We start from the raw sequence: 16,612 nt of genomic DNA, 5'->3' as shown, positions 1-16,612 counted from the left end.
CCGGCTCAGGCGAGGGTGATCTCGCCGGAGAAGACGAGGGATGCCGGTCCCGAGAGGAGCACCCGCTCCCCCGCATCCGTCCGGACCACCCGGACGCCCAGGCGACCGCCCGGCACGTCGACGGTCCAACGGTCCGGCGCACCGGTGCCGGCCCAGTGACGGACGGCGAGCGCGGATGCCGCGACCCCCGTCCCGCACGAAAGGGTCTCGCCCACGCCGCGCTCGAACACGCGCATGCGGATGGCGCCGACGCCGTCGGTGACGAGGGGCTCCTCGGGGACGACGAACTCGACGTTCGCGCCGGCGGCGGGCTCCGGGTCGAGGAGCGGCTGCACGGAGAGGTCCAGCCCGGCGAGCTCGTCCTCGCTGGAGAGCGCGACGACGACGTGCGGGTTGCCGACGTCGATGCCGAGACCGGGTCGGGCGACCTTGAGCCCGCGGGCGCGGACGAGGACCTCGTTCGCCGTCGGTCGCCACAGGCCCAGGTCGACCTCGAAGCCGTTGTCGGCGAGGGTGACGGTCTTGGTGCCGGCGCGGGTGCCGATGCGGAGGGTCTCGCCCGGCGCGAGCGTCGCGAGCCCGGCGCTGAGCAGGTACTTCACGAAGACGCGGACCCCGTTGCCGCACATCTCGGCGACGGATCCGTCGGCGTTGCGGTAGTCCATGAACCATTCGGCGTCGGGCGTCTGCGCGCCGGCGTCGATGGCCGAGGAGCGCACGACCCGCAACAGCCCGTCACCGCCGATGCCGAAGCGACGATCGGTGAGGGCGGCGATCTGCTCGCCGGTCAGGTGCAGGTCGCCGTCGGGGTCGGCGACCACGACGAAGTCGTTGCCCGTCCCGTGGCCCTTCGTGAATGCGATCGTCGACACCCGACCAGTCTAGGCGCGGGCCGCGGCGCGGACGCCGGTCACCGCGAGGGGCGCGCGACCCGGAGGCCGGCGTCCATCAGTTCGAGCGACCAGGCGACGCTCGCCTCGACATCGACGTCGATCCGGAAGCCGTGCGCGGCGTCCAGGACGGCGAAGCCGTGGAGGATGCTGCGCAGCATGCGGATGGCGTGGACGTGCTCCGTCCGCGGCAGACCGTACCGGTCGAGTACTCCGCCGAGCGCGTCGAGGCTGTCGCTGAGCGCGTGGGCGAGCGGGTCGTCATCGCCTTTCGGTTCGGCTGCGGTGGCCGCCGCGTACCGACCGGGATGGTCCGAGACGTAGCGCCGGAACGCCGCGGCGACATCGGCGAGCGACGGCTCCCCGCCCTGTGCGGACCGAGCGTCGCGGAACAGCGCCGCGAGCTCCTGCGCCGCCAGGGTCGCCACGCGATGGCCGAGCTCGGGGAGCCCGCCGGAGACGTGCTTGTAGAGCGACGGCGGCCGGACACCGACACGCTCGGCCAACGCCGTCATCGTCAAGGCCGGGAGCCCCTGCTCGTCGATCAGCTCGGCCGCGGCGCGGGTGACGGCGTCGACGTCGAGGCCCGCCCTAGGCATCCGCCGCCTCCCCGGCCGGAAGGAGCGAGCGGAGGAACGGCAGTACCAGCTCGATCACCTCGTCGGGACGTTCGACGTGCGGATAGTGCCCGGCCCCGTCGATGACCGAGAGACGACCGACACCGGGCGGGAGCGCGGCGACGATGCCCTCGCCCTCGACACGCGGGTCCGCCCAGTCCGGGTCGGCGGACCCCATCACCACGAGAACGGGCACCGTCACGCGGGGAAGCTGCTCCCCCGCGTCCGCCGGGCTGGTCCGCCCCATCGCCCGGAGCGCGGCCATGCGCTCCCGATCGGCGAGGTGGCGAGCGATGTGCGCTCGTTCGTCCGCCCAGTCGACGGGCTTGTCCGGGACGGCGAGGTCGAGGTAGCGGAGCCAGGCGGGCACGCTGCCGCGGAGCATCATGCTCGCGAGATGCGTCATCCCCCGCCGATGGCGCGGACTCCGGATCATGCCCCGCAGATCGAATCGCTGCGCACGCGTGAAGGGGGCGAGCTCGATGACACCGGCGACGTCCTGCGGGGCGCGCGCGGCGGCGATCGTCGCCGCTCCCCCGCTGATCGACTGGCCGATGATGACCGCGGGGCCGCCGAGGTGACGGATGACCGTGAGGAGGTCCTCGGCGATGTCGCCGCGACCGTATGCCGTCCACGTGGGGCTCGATTCCCCGCAGCCGCGGATGTCGACGTTCGCCACGCGGAACCCCGCCTCGACGAGCCTCGGCACGACGAAACGGTAGGAGCGCCGCGAGTCGCCCATCCCGTGCGCGAGGACGACCAACGGACCTCGCCCGACCACGTCGACGGCGAGCTCTCCGCCGTCGATCTCCAGCTTCTCCTGCATCGTCGTCCTTTCCGCATCGGCTGCGATGCGTTCAGGCTACGGCTATTAGCTTTAGCTTGTCAACTCGTCGACCAGTCGGGCGCCGGGGGTCCCGGCATCCACCCACCGGATCCCGGGGTACCGGCGGAACCACGACACCTGACGGCGGGCGTACCGCCGCGTCAGCGCTTGGGTTTCGGCGATCGCCTCGCCCTCGGTCATCTGACCCGCGAGCTGCGCGAGGGCCTGCGCGTAGCCGATTGCGCGGGGCGCGGTCGGGCCCGACTCGAGCCGCTGCGCCCGCAACGTCTCGACCTCGGCGATCAGGCCGTCCCGCCACATCCCGCGCACCCGCTCGTCGAGTCGCTGCACGAGCTCCTCGCGCTCGAGGTTTACGCCCACGATCGTCGTGTCGGGATGCCACAGCACGGGCGCGTCCGGCAGCGCGGCGCCGTGCGTGTCGGCGCCCTGCAGGAGCACCTCGAGGGCGCGGACGACGCGCCTGCCGTTGCGCGGATCGAGACGGCCGGCGGCATCCGGATCCACCTCCCGGATGCGGGCGAGGAGCGCCTCGGCGCCGTGCGCGTCGAGGTCCGCCTCGAGACGGGCACGCAGGGCGGGATCGCGCGGCGGGAACCGGAAGTCGAAGACGACACTCGAGACGTAGAGGCCAGACCCGCCGACGAGGATCGCGTCGCCGCCGCGGTCGAAGATCCCGCGGATCGCCGCCCGCGCGCGCTCCTGGTAGACCGCGACGGCGACATCCTCGGTCACGTCGAACTCGTCGAAGAGGTGATGCGGGATGCCGCGACGCTCCGCCTCGGGCAGTTTGGCCGTCCCGATGTCCATGCCGCGGTAGAGCTGCATGGCGTCGGCGTTCACGATCTCGGCCGGCCGACCGCGACGGATCAGCTCCTCGGCGATCTCCAGCGACAGCGCGGTCTTGCCGGTGCCGGTCGCGCCGACGATCGCCCACAGGCGCGCCGCGCCCACGGGATCAGAGCCCGGGCGTCGCGGTGCGCAGCGCCGGCAGACCGAGCGACACGGCGCGGGGCCCTGCCTCCCCCGCCGGGACGGGCACGCCGCAGGAGTCCGCCTGCGCGCGGTCCCACGCGTCGCCGGCCCGCGTGCGGCGGATGCGCAGCGGCGCGCCGTCCGGGCTGTCGGCGAGCAGGTGGAACGGAGCGGCGTGGGTGATCACCGTCGTGACGACGTCGCCGGGGCGCGGCGTCGGCGATCCGTCGGGAACCTCGAAGTGCACGAGGCGGTTGTCCTCGGCGCGACCGGTCAGGCGGCGGGTCGCGGCATCCTTCTTCCCCTCCCCGGTGGACACGAGCACCTCGACCGTGCGACCGAGCTGGGCCTGGTTCTCCTCGAGCGAGATCCGCTCCTGCAGGGCGACGAGGCGGTTGTAACGCTCCTGCACGACCTCCTTCGGCACCTGGTCGGGCATGGTCGCCGCGGGCGTGCCCTCGCGGATCGAGTACTGGAAGGTGAACGCGCCGGCGAACCGCGCCTGCTCGACGACACGCATCGTGTCCTCGAAGTCCTCGTCGGTCTCGCCGGGGAACCCGACGATGATGTCCGTCGAGATCGCGGCGTGCGGCATCTTCTCGCGCACACGGTCGAGGATGCCGAGGAACCGCTCGCTGCGGTACGAACGACGCATCGCCTTGAGGATGCGGTCCGATCCCGACTGCAGAGGCATGTGCAGCTGCGGCATGACCGCGGGGGTCTCTGCCATCGCGTCGATCACGTCGTCGGTGAAGGCGGCCGGGTGCGGGCTCGTGAAGCGCACCCGCTCGAGACCGGGGATCTCGCCGGCGGCGCGGAGGAGCTTGCTGAAGGCCTGCCGGTCGCCGAACTCGACGCCGTAGCTGTTGACGTTCTGACCGAGCAGGGTGACCTCGATCGCGCCGTCCTCGACGAGCAGCCGGATCTCGTTCAGGATGTCGCCGGGGCGACGATCCTTCTCCTTGCCGCGCAGGCTCGGGACGATGCAGAACGTGCACGTGTTGTTGCAGCCGACCGAGATGGAGACCCAGCCGCTGTGCGCGGAGTCGCGCTTGGTGGGGAGGGTCGAGGGGAACACCTCGAGAGACTCCAGGATCTCGAGCTCCGCCTCGCCGTTGTGGCGGGCACGCTCGAGGAGGCTCGGAAGCGACCCCATGTTGTGGGTACCGAAGACCACGTCGACCCACGGGGCCTTCTGCTGGACGGCATCCTTGTCCATCTGGGCCAGGCACCCGCCGACGGCGATCTGCATGCCGTCGTGCTTGTCCTTGCGGCTCTTGAGGTGACCGAGCGTGCCGTACAGCTTGCCCGCCGCGTTGTCGCGCACCGCGCACGTGTTGATCACGACGACATCGGCCTCGGTCCCCGCATCGGCGCGCACGTACCCGGCCGACTCGAGCGAACCCGAAAGCCGCTCGGAGTCGTGGACGTTCATCTGGCACCCGAACGTCCGCACCTCGTAGGTGCGCGGCCGGCCGTCGGCGGCGAGCGCGGCGGCGGACGGGGCGATAAGGGTGGGGGCAGCGGAAGGGCTGGTCATGATCAGGCCATTCTACGAGCCGCGTCGCGGTACCGGAGGCGGCGCCGCTCAGCGCAGGAGCGAACGGATGCGGCCCGCCGAGATGGCGCTGAAGACGACCGCCACAGCCAGCAGGATCGTGACGGCCGCCCACGCGGGCACCGTCGCGGCCCCGACGGCGATGTCGATGCCGTAGAACTCCGACAAGTCGGCGACGGCCTTCGTGTCGCCACCCGTCACCGCCTGGAGCGTGCCCTCGGTGAAGGGGCGCCGCAGCAGCATCGCCCCCTGCGCGAACGGCAGCGCGTTGATGACGTCGGCCACGGTCTCGGGCAGCGAGCCGACCGGGATGTACGAGCCCGCGACGAACCCCAGCACGGTGCCCACGACGGTGGAGAACGCGGAGTAGGCCCCGGTCGTCGTGAGGAACGACGCTCCGAAGCACCCGAGAGTCGTGAACGCCGCGCAGCACAGGAGCATCGCCCCGAGGGCAGCGGCGATCTGCTCCGGCGGCAGCCACGCGCCGCGGACGAGACCGAGGTGCAAGACGGTGAGGACGAAGATGATCCCCGACATGAGCACGGCGACGGTGACCGAGGAGATGAGGTAGCCGAGCACGAGGTGCGTTCGCCGGATCGGGGCGACCAGGAAATCGCCGAACCGCCCCGTCGCCCGATCGTCCACGAACACCGAGACGGCGCCGATGCCCGAGGTGACCGTCGTGAGCAGGACGATGCCCGACAGCATCCAACTGTCGACGAACGCCTCGATCTCGCCGCGGCTCGCGCGAGGCAGGGACTGCTCGAGCCCGTCGACCTGCAGGCGCGCGAGGAAGAGCGTGTACAGGAGGAAGAGGATGAGACCGCTCAGCAGCGAGAAGAAGACGTTGAGGCGGTCGCGGAAGAAGAGGGTGAGGTTGCGGCGCACGATGGCCGCGACGATCCTCACGCCGCCTCCTCCGCTTCGTCCCGTCGGCCCGTGAGCGCGAGGAACACGTCGTCCATGCGCCCGTGCCGGAACTCGAAGTCGCGCACGCCGTCGCCCAGGACGGCGAGGATGCGGCGCGCCTGGTCCGCGCCCGCCACGGGGACGACCAGCACCTCGCCGTCACGTTCGACCGTCGCGGGATCGACATCGGGATGGGCGAGCACGGCCGCGGGGTCGTCGGCCGTCACAGTGAGGATGCTGCGGCTGAACCGGGCGCGCAACTCGGTCGGCGTCCCCTCGGCCACGATGCGGCCCGCGTCGATGATGCTGACCTGATCGGCTTCCTCGGTCTCCTCCATGTAATGGGTCGTGAGGAACACGGTGAGTCCCCGCTCGCGGCGGAGTCTGCCGATCGCGGCCCAGACAGCGACGCGGCTGGCGGGGTCGAGGCCCGCCGTCGGTTCGTCGAGGAAGAGGATCGCCGGCTCATGAAGGAGGGCGCGCGCGATGTCCGCGCGGCGGCGCTGACCGCCGGACAGCCGTCCGTACGGGCGCCCGAGGACGTCCTCGAGCTCGATCAGCTCGGACAGTTCGGACAGACGCACACCGAAGCGCCGCCGGGACACGCCCGACAGGGTCGCTCGCAGGGCGAGGTTCTCCCGCACCGTGAGGCCGTCGTCGAGGAGCGAGCGTTGGAAGACGACGCCGATCTCGGAGCGCACCGCCTCACCGTCGGCCGCCAGGTCCCGGCCGGCCACCCGCACGCGACCCGCGTCGGCCCGGAGCAGCGTCGTGAGGCATCCGATCGTCGTCGACTTGCCCGCGCCGTTGGCGCCGAGGAAGGCGAAGAGCTGCCCGTCGGGGACGGTCAGCGAGATCCCGTCCACCGCCCGCACCGCCCGGTACGACTTGACGAGTCCCTCGACCTCGATCGCCACTGCACGCCCTCTCCGTCGTGCGATGCGCACGTGGGGCCGAGTCTGTCAGACGAGGCCGCACAACGACACCGTCGACACGGGAGTCACGGCTCGAAACGAACCCCGCTCCGTGGAGGCGCGCTGAGCTCGTCGAGCGCCTGACGCGCCACCGACAGCGCGACGGCGCCGTACCCCCGTCGGGCGAGCTGACCCGCCAACCGCCGCAGCGCGGCATCCCGCTCCACACCCACCAGTCCGCGCGCCTTGGCGCGGGCGAACTCGAGCGCGCGCTCCGCCTCATCGTCGGGAAGCTGCGCAAGCGCCTCGTCGACGACCTCTCGCGGGATTCCTCGCTGCGAGAGCGTCTGCGCGATGGCCTGACGACCCTGCGCCTTGCGGGAGGTCGCCTTGTCGATCAGCTGCTCCGCCAGGGCGGCGTCGTCGAGGTACCCCAACGAGAGGAACCTGTCGATGATGCCCTCGGATGCAGCCTCGTCGAGGTCGTGCTCTCCGAGAGCCGATCGCGCCTCCCGGACGGACAGCGACCGCGTGCGGAGTTTCCGCAGCAGCGTCCGCTCCGCCGCCGCAGCGGCCTCATCCTCCTCGGCGGGGACGACCACGGGAAGAGTCCCCGTCGCGGGATGGGCGGCACGCGCGGCCCGCTCCGATTCCGATCGCTCGCCGATCCATGTCGCATGCCACGGCTGGGCCTCGGTATCGCCGGAGGATACGGATGAGCGCTCGACCCGCTGTCCGAAGAGGGGGATGACGGGGGCGAGCGAGTCGCGCTCGCCCCCGTTCCGGTCCGTCATGATCAGGCCGGGCGGCGAGCCGCCAGCTCGTCGGGCGTCGCGGCATCCGCTTCAGCTTGCTTGGGCTGACCGATGCCGAGCTTCTGCTTGATCTTGGTCTCGATCTCGGCTGCCACATCGGTGTTCTTCAGCAGGAAGTTGCGGGAGTTCTCCTTGCCCTGACCGAGCTGCTCGCCCTCGTACGTGTACCACGCACCCGACTTCTTGACGATGCCGTGCTCGACGCCGAAGTCGATGAGGCTGCCCTCGCGGGAGATCCCGACACCGTAGAGGATGTCGAACTCCGCCTGCTTGAAGGGAGGCGCCATCTTGTTCTTGACGACCTTCACACGTGTGCGGTTGCCCACGGCCTCAGAGCCGTCCTTCAGCGTCTCGATGCGACGGATGTCGAGGCGGACGGACGCGTAGAACTTGAGCGCCTTACCGCCGGCGGTGGTCTCGGGCGAACCGAAGAACACACCGATCTTCTCGCGGAGCTGGTTGATGAAGATCGCGGTCGTCTTCGTCTGGTTCAGACCACCCGTGATCTTGCGGAGGGCCTGCGACATGAGGCGCGCCTGGAGACCCACGTGGGAGTCACCCATCTCACCCTTGATCTCGGCCTCGGGGACGAGCGCGGCGACGGAGTCGATGACGACGAGGTCGATGGCGCCGGAGCGGATCAGCATGTCGGCGATCTCGAGCGCCTGCTCGCCCGTGTCGGGCTGCGAGACGAGCAGGGCGTCGATGTCGACGCCCAGCTTCTCGGCGTAGGCGGGGTCGAGGGCGTGCTCGGCATCGATGAAGGCGGCGATGCCACCGGCGCGCTGCGTGTTCGCGATCGCGTGCAGCGTCAGCGTCGTCTTACCCGAGGACTCCGGACCGTAGATCTCCACGACACGGCCGCGGGGGATGCCGCCGATGCCGAGCGCGACGTCGAGCGCGATGGAACCGGTCGGGATGACCTCGACGGGAGCGCGCTCGTCGCTGCCCAGTCGCATGATCGATCCTTTGCCGAACTGGCGATCGATCTGGGCGAGGGCCGATTCGAGGGCCTTCTCGCGGTCGGCAGGTGATGGCATGTCGTGCTCCTTCGTGCTCGCGGTTCCGTCGCCCGTAGGCTGTCGCGATCGTCACCGACGGTTCGGATTCTGCGACAGGGCGGGGGTGTCATCTGACGTCGTTCACGTTAGGAGGACCCTCCGACATCCATCTGCCGGCGCCTGCTTCCGTGGATGACGTCTCTACGACACCCGCTGTGAAGGAGACTACGCCCGTATCGAACGCATCTTCGATACGACACGCCGGTCAGCGGCGGGGATCGAGCCGTCCTGCCCCGTGTCGGCGGGCGACGGGGACGTCGGTCTCCGCGCAGAGCGCGTACCAGACCTCGCGAGGCGAGACGCCGGCGTCCAGCGCTTCGCGCGCGGTCTTGTTACCCACGGCGGAGAGCACCAGATCCGAGACGAGGGCGGACCCCCCGGCACCGAACTCGTCCGAGACGGCGCGATCGAACTCGCTGTGACGCATCGAGCGGTCAGCGCAGCGACAGCTCGGGAGCGGGGACGTCCTCTCCCAGCGACGCGAGGTCGTCCGGGACGACGTCGCTCAGCGAGTGCAGGCCCTCCAGCACGGAGATGCGCTCGCCCACCTCGCGCATGATGGCGGAGATCGGCACATCCAGTGCCTCGGCGACGGCGGCGAGGATCTCGCTCGACGCCTCCTTCTGCCCGCGCTCGACTTCGCTCAGGTAGCCGAGGGCCACACTGGCCTTGCCGGACACCTGGCGGAGGGTGTGACCCTTCTGCAGACGGAAGTCGCGGAGGACGTCACCGATCTCTTGACGAACCAGGATCATGCGTGGGCCCTCCCTCTGCTGCGATCCACCGAATCCCTTGCGGGGGAACCACGGTACAACACGTTCGATGTCACCCTAGACCCCGAGCGCTGGGGAATGGATGGGAATCACCGAGACGTAACGTGCACGGAACAAGCGCTATTCCCGCCTCACAGAGCGTCGACGGCGAGCGCGATCGCACGGGCTGCCGCAGCCGTGCGGATCTCGTCCCGGTCGCCCTCCAACAGGAGCGACTCGACCCGCGATCCGAGGGGCGTGGAGACGGCGATGTGCACCGTTCCCACCGGCTGCCCGTCCGACGACACCGGGCCGGCGATCCCCGTCGTGGCGATGCCGACGTCGGCGGGCTCGGCGCCGCCGACGGCGCGGCGGACGCCGTCCGCCATCTGGCGCGCCACCCGCGGATGCACGGGACCGTGGGCCTCGAGGAGGGTCGCGTCGACCCCGAGGAGCCGCTCCTTCAGATCGGTGGCGTAGGCGACGACGCCGCCGCGGAAGACGGCCGACGCACCCGACACCGAGACGACGGATGCCGCGACGAGGCCGCCCGTGAGCGACTCCGCGACACCGAGGGTCCACCCCAGTTCCTTCAGTCGCTCGACGAGCCGCTCGGACTCGGAGCGGGGTCCGCTGGCGACCGCGGTCTGCTCGAGCTCCTCGGGGAGTTCGCTGGGCGTCCGGCGCATCATGGCTTCCTCGAGGTGCGGGAGCGGAGCGCGGTGACGACGTAGTCGATCCCGCTGGCGACGGTCAGGACGACGGCCACGCTCATCGTGATCGTGTTGACGACGTGGATCCACTCCCCCACGACCGTCCAGAGCGGTAGGAGGGCGAGCGAGAGGGCGACGGCCTGCGCGACCGTCTTCAGCTTGCCCATCCAGGCGGCCGCCACCACGTGGTCGGTGGCCACGACGAGGCGGTGCACCGTGATCCCGAGTTCGCGCACGAGGACGAGGACGACGACCCAGACGGGCAGTTCCCCGAGGATGGACAGCGACACGAAGGCGGCGCCGGTCAGCACCTTGTCGGCGATCGGATCGAGCAGCTTGCCGAGGTCCGTCACGATGTCGTGCTTGCGGGCGAGATACCCGTCGATGCCGTCCGTCGCGATCGCGACGATGAACAGCACCGCCGCCCACCACCGGAGCGGGCCGTCCGAGCCGCCGTCGGCGAGGAGCATCCAGACGAAAACCGGCGCGCACAGGATGCGCAGGATCGTGATGGCGTTCGGGAGCTGCCGCGGGATCGTCACGGTCCGAGCCTATCGAGCCGCGGACACCCGACCTCAGTCGCGGCCCGTGAGACCCCAGGCATCCTCATCGCCCTCGGACTCGACGACCTCGTAGCCCTCGAACTGCTGCGTCACCGCGTCGGGCCCGTACGGGTCGGCCGCAGGAGTCGACACGGGCGTCGCGTCCGCCGGAGGCTCCTCGCCGCGGAGGCGGGCGAGGACGGCGGGCAGCTCGTCGGGGGTGACGAGCACGTCGCGGGCCTTGGAACCCTCGGAGGGACCGACGATCTCGCGCGCCTCGAGGAGGTCCATGAGGCGACCCGCCTTCGCGAAGCCGACCCGGAGCTTGCGCTGCAGCATCGACGTCGACCCGAACTGGGTCGTGATGATCTGCTCGGCGGCGGCGAGGAGCAGCTCGAGGTCGTCACCGATGTCGGCGTCGATCTCCTTCTTCTCGACGATCGCCTCGACGTCCTTGCGGTACTCGGGACGCGCCTGGTTCTTGACGTGCGCGACGACCTTCTCGATCTCCTTCTCGGCGACCCACGCGCCCTGGACGCGCACGGCCTTCGAGGCCCCCATCGGGAGGAAGAGGCCGTCGCCCTGTCCGATGAGGCGGTCGGCGCCGGGCTGGTCGAGGATGACGCGCGAGTCGGTGACGCTCGTCACGGCGAAGGCGAGTCGGGACGGAACGTTCGCCTTGATCAGACCCGTCACGACGTCGACCGACGGCCGCTGCGTCGCAAGGACGAGATGGATGCCGGAGGCACGGGCCAACTGCGTGATGCGGACGATCGAGTCCTCGACGTCGCGGGGGGCGACCATCATGAGGTCCGCGAGCTCGTCGACCACGACCAGCAGGTAGGGATAGGGCTTCAGGACGCGCTCGCTGCCGGCGGGGAGCTGGATCTCGCCGGCCACGACGGCACGGTTGAAGTCGTCGATGTGGCGGAATCCGAACGACGCGAGGTCGTCGTACCGCATGTCCATCTCCTTCACGACCCACTGCAGCGCTTCGGCCGCTTTCTTGGGGTTCGTGATGATGGGCGTGATGAGGTGCGGCACGCCGGCGTACGAGGTGAGCTCCACCCGCTTGGGGTCGATGAGCACCATGCGGACGTCCGACGGCTTCGCGCGCATCAGCAGGCTCGTGATCATCGAGTTCACGAAGCTCGACTTGCCCGAACCGGTCGAGCCCGCGACCAGGAGGTGGGGCATCTTGGCGAGGTTGGCGACCACGTAGCCGCCGCCGACGTCCTTCCCGATGCCGATCGTCATGGGATGCGTCGCCTGCTGCGCGTTGGGCGAGCGCAGGACGTCGCCGAGCGTGACGATCTCGCGGTCGGTGTTGGGGATCTCGACACCGATCGCGCTCTTGCCCGGGATCGGGGCGAGGATGCGGACCTCGTTGGAGGCGACGGCGTAGGCGATGTTGTTGGTGAGCGCGGTGATGCGCTCGACCTTGACCCCGGACCCCAGAGCGATTTCGTACTGGGTCACGGTCGGTCCGCGCGAGAAGCCGGTCACCTTCGCGTCGATGGAGAACTGCTCGAAGACGCCCATGATGGCGCGGACCATCTCGTCGTTCGCCTCGGAGCGCGCCTTGTGCGGCGTGCCGGCGGCGAGCGCGTCGGCGGACGGCAGCCGGTAGTCCGCGGCATCCGGGTCGACGGAGTCGAGGTTCGCGGCCACGAAGTCTGGCAGCGGCGGGACGGGCGGCACGTCCCCGGCCGCGGCCTCGCGTTTGCGGCCCGGCGTGCGAGGCGCGGCGGGCGCGATGATCTCCGTCACGGCATCCGGCATCACCTCGGGCGTCGGCGTCGTCACCGGGTTGTCGAAGCTGCCGTCGCCGCTGGCCTCGAGGAGCGCCGTCAGGTCGTCGGCGCCCAGTCCGCCGTCGGCGTCCTCTTCGCGGCCGGACTTGTTGCGCCGCCACCAGGGCAGCGACTCGCCCTCGTCCTCGGGTGCGTCGAAGACGACCGTCGGTCCGGTCCGACCCTGGGACGGCGCGTCGTCGGCCTCGGAGCGCTCGGCGCCGAACATCCAGGCGTACAGGTCGCCGAGGCGCCGCCCGATGCGGTTCGGCGGTGTCTTGGTGAGGATGAGGACGCTGAGGAACGCGAGCAGGCCCAGCACGATGCCGGCCCCGATCTCGGAGAGCACCGTCAACGGCTCGCCGATGGCCCACCCGAAGAGGCCGCCCGCGGCGCTCAGTGCGGCGAGGCCCTCGCTCGGCTGCGGTCGGTCCGCGACGACGTGGCAGAATCCGGCGACCGCGAGGATGAACAGGCCCGCACCGATGCCGATCCGGCCATTGTCGTGGACGGAGGGCGGATGCCGGAAGAGCCACCCCGCGAGCAGGAGCAGGATGACGGGGAAGACGAACGCCTCGCGCCCGATGAGCGCACCCACGGTGTAGGCGCTGATGTTGGTGCCGACCTCGGTGCCGATGAGGAACCACTCGACGACGGCGCCGGCGATCGCCATGAGGACGAGGAGGAACGGGAACCCGTCGCGCCGCTGGTCCTTCTCGAGCGATTCGGAGCCGAAGGCGCGGAACATGCCGCCCGCCACGTGCGCGAGCCCCAGCCAGGCGCGGACCAGGACCGGGGGACGCTCGACGTCGTCGACGTACCGCTTCGGGGCCGGTTCGGCCTTTCGACGAGGCGCGGGCTCGGCTTTCTTCGCGCGCGCCGAGGAGCCCGACGCGGAGGCGCGGGGTTTGCTGGCCGGACTGCTGCTCCTGGGCATACCTTCCACGGTAGGCGCGAGGACCGACATGTGCCCGGATTGACGCGACCCCTCGCCGGTATCCGCGGTCAGCCGAGGCGCATGACCATCGTGTCGCGGCCGAACCCGCTGCGCGTGACCGCGAACCCCTCGCCCCGGTAGAGGACCTGGGCGAAGTTCCCCCGCTCGACGGACAGGCAGATGCGCGCGCGGCCCTCGGCACGGGCCTCGTCGCACAGTCGCCGCAGGAGCGCACGCCCGACGCCGTGCAAACGCCACAGCGGTTTCACCCCGATGATGAGCTCGGGCACCCCCGTGCCGACGTACCCGAAGCCGGGATCGTTCGGCGGCATCGTCCGGTACCACGCGGCCCCGATCTGTTCCGCGCCGGCGACGGCGACGAACCCGACGTCACCGGGCCGCATCCACCCCGACAGGTACCTGCTGTAGTCGGGATGCGACAGGATCTCGTGTCGCGGGCGCGCCGCACCGGGCCGCCAGTTGGCGGCCTCGACGACCATGTCGCCGAGGAACACCCCGTCCGCCTGAACGGCCGGGCGCAGCGACCACGACTCGGGCATGCCCGAATGGTAGCGGCCTCGTCAGGCTTCGATCACCATGGGGACGATCATCGGCCGGCGACGCAGCGACTGGTTGACCCAGCGCCCGATCGTGCGGCGCACGACCTGCTGCAGGGCGTGCTGGTCGCGGACACCCGACTGGGCGGCGTCGGTGAGCGCCTGGGCGATCTTCGGCTTCACGGAGTCGAACACCGCATCGTCCTCCGCGACACCGCGCGCGTGGATCTCGGGACCCGTGACGATACGGCCGGTCGCGGCATCCACCACGACGATGACGGAGATGAACCCCTCCTCGCCCAGGATGCGACGATCCTTCAGGTCGGCGTCCGTGATCTCGCCGACGGACGACCCGTCGACGTACACGAAGCCGAGGTCGAGCTGACCCACGACACGAGCCACCCCGTCCTTCAGGTCGATGACGGTGCCGTTCTCGGCGAGGATCGTGTTCTCGGCGGGGATGCCGCTGTCCTGCGCGAGCTTGGCGTTGGCCATCAGGTGGCGGTACTCGCCGTGCACGGGCAGGACGTTCTTCGGCTTCAGGATGTTGTAGCAGTAGAGGAGCTCACCGGCGGCGGCGTGACCCGAGACGTGGACCTTCGCGTTCGCCTTGTGCACGACGTTCGCGCCGAGCTTGGTCAACCCGTCGATCACGCGGTACACGGCGTTCTCGTTGCCGGGGATGAGACTCGAGGCGAGGATGACCGTGTCGCCCTCGCCCGGCTCGATCGCGTGGTCGAGGTTCGCCATCCGCGACAGCACGGCCATCGGCTCGCCCTGCGAACCCGTCGACATGTAGACGATGCGGTCGTCGGGGAGGTCCTTGGCCTTCTTGTAGTCGATCAGCACGCCGTCGGGGACGTGGAGGTAGCCGAGCTGCTCGGCGATCGTCATGTTGCGGACCATCGACCGGCCGAGGAACGCGACCCGCCGGCCGTGCGCGGCGGCGGCGTCGATGACCTGCTGGACGCGGTGGACGTGGCTCGAGAAGCTCGCGACGATGACGCGGCGCGGCGCCTTGCCGATCACCTGATCGAGCACCGGCCCGATGGCGCGCTCGAGCGGGGTGAAGCCGGGGACGTCGGCGTTCGTGGAGTCGACGAGGAAGAGGTCGACCCCCTCCTCGCCGAGACGGGCGAACGCGCGGAGGTCCGTGAGGCGACCGTCGAGCGGCAGCTGGTCCATCTTGAAGTCGCCCGTCGCGAGGACGAGACCCGCGGGGGTGCGGATGCCGACTGCCAGCGCATCCGGGATGGAGTGGTTGACCGCGACGAACTCGAGGTCGAAGGGCCCCACCTGCTCGCGCTGCCCCTCCTTCACCGTGAGCGTGTACGGCTTGATCCGGTGCTCCTTGAGCTTCGCCTCGACGAGCGCGAGGGTCAGCTGCGACCCGATGAGGGGGATGTCGCCCTTGCGCCTGAGGAGGTAGGGCACCGCACCGATGTGATCCTCGTGACCGTGCGTGAGGACGACGCCGACGATGTCGTCGAGCCTGCCGCGGATCGCCTCGAAGTCGGGCAGGATCAGGTCGACGCCGGGCTGGTGCTCCTCGGGGAAGAGCACGCCGCAGTCGACGATGAGCAGCTTGCCGTCGAACTCGAAGACCGTCATGTTGCGGCCGACCTCACCGAGTCCGCCGACGGGGGTCACCCGCAGCGTGCCGGGCGCGAGTGCTTCAGGGGCGGAGACGGGAGTGGTCATCGAGTTGTTCCATGCACCTTCGGGAGGGCGCCGCCGGCGGCGGCATTGCGGTCAGGTCGGAAGTTGGAGAAGTCGGCACCGTCGACATCCGCGACGAGGGCGAGCTCGTCCTCGATGAGGGCGGCTTCCCACTCCTCCGGCCCGACGAGCGGCAGACGCACGCGCGGGCTGGAGATGCGGCCGAGTCCGTGGAGGATGTACTTCGCACTCACGGTGCCCGGGACGTGGGTCATCACGGCGCGGACGAGGGGTTCGAGCTTCTGGTGCGCGGCGGTCGCGGTCTTCAGGTCGCCCCGGTTCACGGCATCCACGATCACCCGGTAGGGAGCGGACGTGATGTTCGCCGTGACGCCGATGAGGCCGGCGGCGCCGATCGAGAGGTGCGGCAGGACGTTGGCGTCGTCGCCGGAGAAGTAGAGCAGGTCCGTCTGGTTGAGGACACGGCTGACCTCGCTGAAGTCGCCCTTGGCGTCCTTCACCGCGAGGATGTTCGGGTGCTTGGCGAGGCGCAGGATCGTCTCGTAGGTGATCGGCACACCCGTGCGCCCGGGGATGTCGTAGAGGATGACGGGCAGGTCCGTCGCGTCGGCGACGAGGCGGAAATGCGTCAGGATGCCGGCCTGGGTGGGCTTGTTGTAGTACGGCGTGACGATCATGATGCCGTCCGCGCCGGCCTTCTCGCTCGCCTTGTAGAGCTCGATCGCGTGAGCGGTCTCGTTGGAGCCGCCGCCCGTGATGATCTTGGCGCGACCCGAGGAGACGGACTTGCCGACCTCGACGAGCTTCAGCTTCTCGGCATCCGTCAGCGTGCTGGTCTCACCGGTCGTGCCGGTCACGACGATGCCGTCGGCGCCGCCGGTGATGACGTCGTCGATGTGCTTCTCGACCGCGGGCCAATCGACCTCGCCGTCGGCCGTCATCGGAGTGACGAGCGCGACGAGCACCTGACCGAACGGATTGGCGGAGTGCGTCATGGTTCCCAGGGTACCGGTCGGGGTCCGTCGGTCGTGCGGGGTGGTGGTGACAGATGGACG

General features: G+C 70.3%; 17 protein-coding genes. All 17 read right to left on the bottom strand.

Going from position 1 to position 16,612, the window contains the following annotated elements; genetic code table 11:
- Positions 1–5: 5 nt before the first annotated feature.
- The 17 genes from dapF to dapA all read right to left on the bottom strand — a co-directional run bounded on the left by dapF (position 6) and on the right by dapA (position 16,552).
- Positions 6–872, bottom strand: coding sequence for a diaminopimelate epimerase (gene dapF, locus Q9S36_RS37105; protein WP_311289782.1), 867 nt, complete (start codon positions 870–872; stop codon positions 6–8).
- A 38-nt stretch (positions 873–910) separates the two neighbouring features.
- A complete protein-coding gene (locus Q9S36_RS37100) occupies positions 911–1,489 on the bottom strand; it encodes a WHG domain-containing protein (RefSeq protein ID WP_311289781.1) in 579 nt (192 codons plus the stop codon).
- Positions 1,482–2,333 carry an alpha/beta hydrolase gene (locus Q9S36_RS37095; protein ID WP_311289780.1) on the bottom strand — a complete coding sequence of 284 codons (852 nt, stop codon included), beginning with the start codon at positions 2,331–2,333 and terminating at the stop codon, positions 1,482–1,484. The genes Q9S36_RS37100 and Q9S36_RS37095 overlap by 8 nt, the downstream gene beginning before the upstream one ends.
- A gap of 51 nt (positions 2,334–2,384) precedes the next feature.
- Positions 2,385–3,305, bottom strand: coding sequence for a tRNA (adenosine(37)-N6)-dimethylallyltransferase MiaA (gene miaA, locus Q9S36_RS37090; RefSeq protein ID WP_311289779.1), 921 nt, complete (start codon positions 3,303–3,305; stop codon positions 2,385–2,387).
- A 4-nt stretch (positions 3,306–3,309) separates the two neighbouring features.
- Positions 3,310–4,866, bottom strand: a complete 1,557-nt coding sequence (miaB, locus tag Q9S36_RS37085) for a tRNA (N6-isopentenyl adenosine(37)-C2)-methylthiotransferase MiaB (RefSeq protein ID WP_311289778.1) — start codon at positions 4,864–4,866, stop codon at positions 3,310–3,312.
- A gap of 48 nt (positions 4,867–4,914) precedes the next feature.
- The gene (locus tag Q9S36_RS37080) at positions 4,915–5,793 is read right to left on the bottom strand and encodes an ABC transporter permease (RefSeq protein WP_311289777.1); all 879 of its coding nucleotides are present in this window, start codon (positions 5,791–5,793) and stop codon (positions 4,915–4,917) included.
- Positions 5,790–6,710 carry an ABC transporter ATP-binding protein gene (locus Q9S36_RS37075; protein ID WP_311289776.1) on the bottom strand — a complete coding sequence of 307 codons (921 nt, stop codon included), beginning with the start codon at positions 6,708–6,710 and terminating at the stop codon, positions 5,790–5,792. The genes Q9S36_RS37080 and Q9S36_RS37075 overlap by 4 nt, the downstream gene beginning before the upstream one ends.
- Positions 6,711–6,793: 83 nt before the next feature.
- Positions 6,794–7,501 carry a regulatory protein RecX gene (locus tag Q9S36_RS37070; protein WP_311289775.1) on the bottom strand — a complete coding sequence of 236 codons (708 nt, stop codon included), beginning with the start codon at positions 7,499–7,501 and terminating at the stop codon, positions 6,794–6,796.
- A gap of 2 nt (positions 7,502–7,503) precedes the next feature.
- The gene (recA, locus tag Q9S36_RS37065) at positions 7,504–8,562 is read right to left on the bottom strand and encodes a recombinase RecA (RefSeq protein WP_253034316.1); all 1,059 of its coding nucleotides are present in this window, start codon (positions 8,560–8,562) and stop codon (positions 7,504–7,506) included.
- A gap of 226 nt (positions 8,563–8,788) precedes the next feature.
- Entirely contained in the window at positions 8,789–9,010 is a 222-nt protein-coding gene (locus Q9S36_RS37060) for a DUF3046 domain-containing protein (protein ID WP_311289774.1), read from the bottom strand.
- 7 nt (positions 9,011–9,017) lie between these two features.
- Positions 9,018–9,338, bottom strand: coding sequence for a helix-turn-helix domain-containing protein (locus tag Q9S36_RS37055; protein WP_064003188.1), 321 nt, complete (start codon positions 9,336–9,338; stop codon positions 9,018–9,020).
- Between the two features lie 149 nt (positions 9,339–9,487).
- A complete protein-coding gene (locus Q9S36_RS37050; protein WP_311289773.1) occupies positions 9,488–10,024 on the bottom strand; it encodes a CinA family protein in 537 nt (178 codons plus the stop codon).
- Positions 10,024–10,590, bottom strand: a complete 567-nt coding sequence (gene pgsA, locus Q9S36_RS37045; RefSeq protein ID WP_217531379.1) for a CDP-diacylglycerol--glycerol-3-phosphate 3-phosphatidyltransferase — start codon at positions 10,588–10,590, stop codon at positions 10,024–10,026. Before pgsA ends, Q9S36_RS37050 begins: the two co-directional genes overlap by 1 nt.
- A gap of 33 nt (positions 10,591–10,623) precedes the next feature.
- Positions 10,624–13,320 (bottom strand): DNA translocase FtsK, encoded by a 2,697-nt coding sequence (locus Q9S36_RS37040; RefSeq protein WP_311289771.1) that lies wholly within the window; start codon positions 13,318–13,320, stop codon positions 10,624–10,626.
- Positions 13,321–13,388: 68 nt separating this feature from the next.
- Entirely contained in the window at positions 13,389–13,880 is a 492-nt protein-coding gene (locus Q9S36_RS37035) for a GNAT family N-acetyltransferase (RefSeq protein ID WP_311289770.1), read from the bottom strand.
- Between the two features lie 21 nt (positions 13,881–13,901).
- A complete protein-coding gene (locus tag Q9S36_RS37030; protein WP_311289769.1) occupies positions 13,902–15,578 on the bottom strand; it encodes a ribonuclease J in 1,677 nt (558 codons plus the stop codon).
- Positions 15,575–16,552 carry a 4-hydroxy-tetrahydrodipicolinate synthase gene (gene dapA, locus Q9S36_RS37025; RefSeq protein WP_311289767.1) on the bottom strand — a complete coding sequence of 326 codons (978 nt, stop codon included), beginning with the start codon at positions 16,550–16,552 and terminating at the stop codon, positions 15,575–15,577. The genes Q9S36_RS37030 and dapA overlap by 4 nt, the downstream gene beginning before the upstream one ends.
- Positions 16,553–16,612: the final 60 nt, after the last annotated feature.

It is taken from the genome of Microbacterium sp. ARD31, assembly GCF_031844425.1.
The sequence above is the reverse complement of the archived record's forward strand: the minus strand, read 5'-3'. Positions and strand labels throughout refer to the sequence as shown.

Bases quoted from the DNA above. Each gene is read 5' to 3' on its own strand.
- Q9S36_RS37100 (WP_311289781.1), bottom strand. From the start codon at position 1,489: ATGCCTAGGGCGGGCCTCGACGTCGACGCCGTCACCCGCGCCGCGGCC.
- Q9S36_RS37095 (WP_311289780.1), bottom strand. From the start codon at position 2,333: ATGCAGGAGAAGCTGGAGATCGACGGCGGAGAGCTCGCCGTCGACGTG.
- miaB (WP_311289778.1), bottom strand. From the start codon at position 4,866: ATGACCAGCCCTTCCGCTGCCCCCACCCTTATCGCCCCGTCCGCCGCC.
- Q9S36_RS37070 (WP_311289775.1), bottom strand. From the start codon at position 7,501: ATGACGGACCGGAACGGGGGCGAGCGCGACTCGCTCGCCCCCGTCATC.
- recA (WP_253034316.1), bottom strand. From the start codon at position 8,562: ATGCCATCACCTGCCGACCGCGAGAAGGCCCTCGAATCGGCCCTCGCC.
- Q9S36_RS37060 (WP_311289774.1), bottom strand. From the start codon at position 9,010: ATGCGTCACAGCGAGTTCGATCGCGCCGTCTCGGACGAGTTCGGTGCC.
- Q9S36_RS37055 (WP_064003188.1), bottom strand. From the start codon at position 9,338: ATGATCCTGGTTCGTCAAGAGATCGGTGACGTCCTCCGCGACTTCCGT.
- Q9S36_RS37050 (WP_311289773.1), bottom strand. From the start codon at position 10,024: ATGCGCCGGACGCCCAGCGAACTCCCCGAGGAGCTCGAGCAGACCGCG.
- Q9S36_RS37040 (WP_311289771.1), bottom strand. From the start codon at position 13,320: ATGCCCAGGAGCAGCAGTCCGGCCAGCAAACCCCGCGCCTCCGCGTCG.
- Q9S36_RS37035 (WP_311289770.1), bottom strand. From the start codon at position 13,880: ATGCCCGAGTCGTGGTCGCTGCGCCCGGCCGTTCAGGCGGACGGGGTG.
- Q9S36_RS37030 (WP_311289769.1), bottom strand. From the start codon at position 15,578: ATGACCACTCCCGTCTCCGCCCCTGAAGCACTCGCGCCCGGCACGCTG.
- dapA (WP_311289767.1), bottom strand. From the start codon at position 16,552: ATGACGCACTCCGCCAATCCGTTCGGTCAGGTGCTCGTCGCGCTCGTC.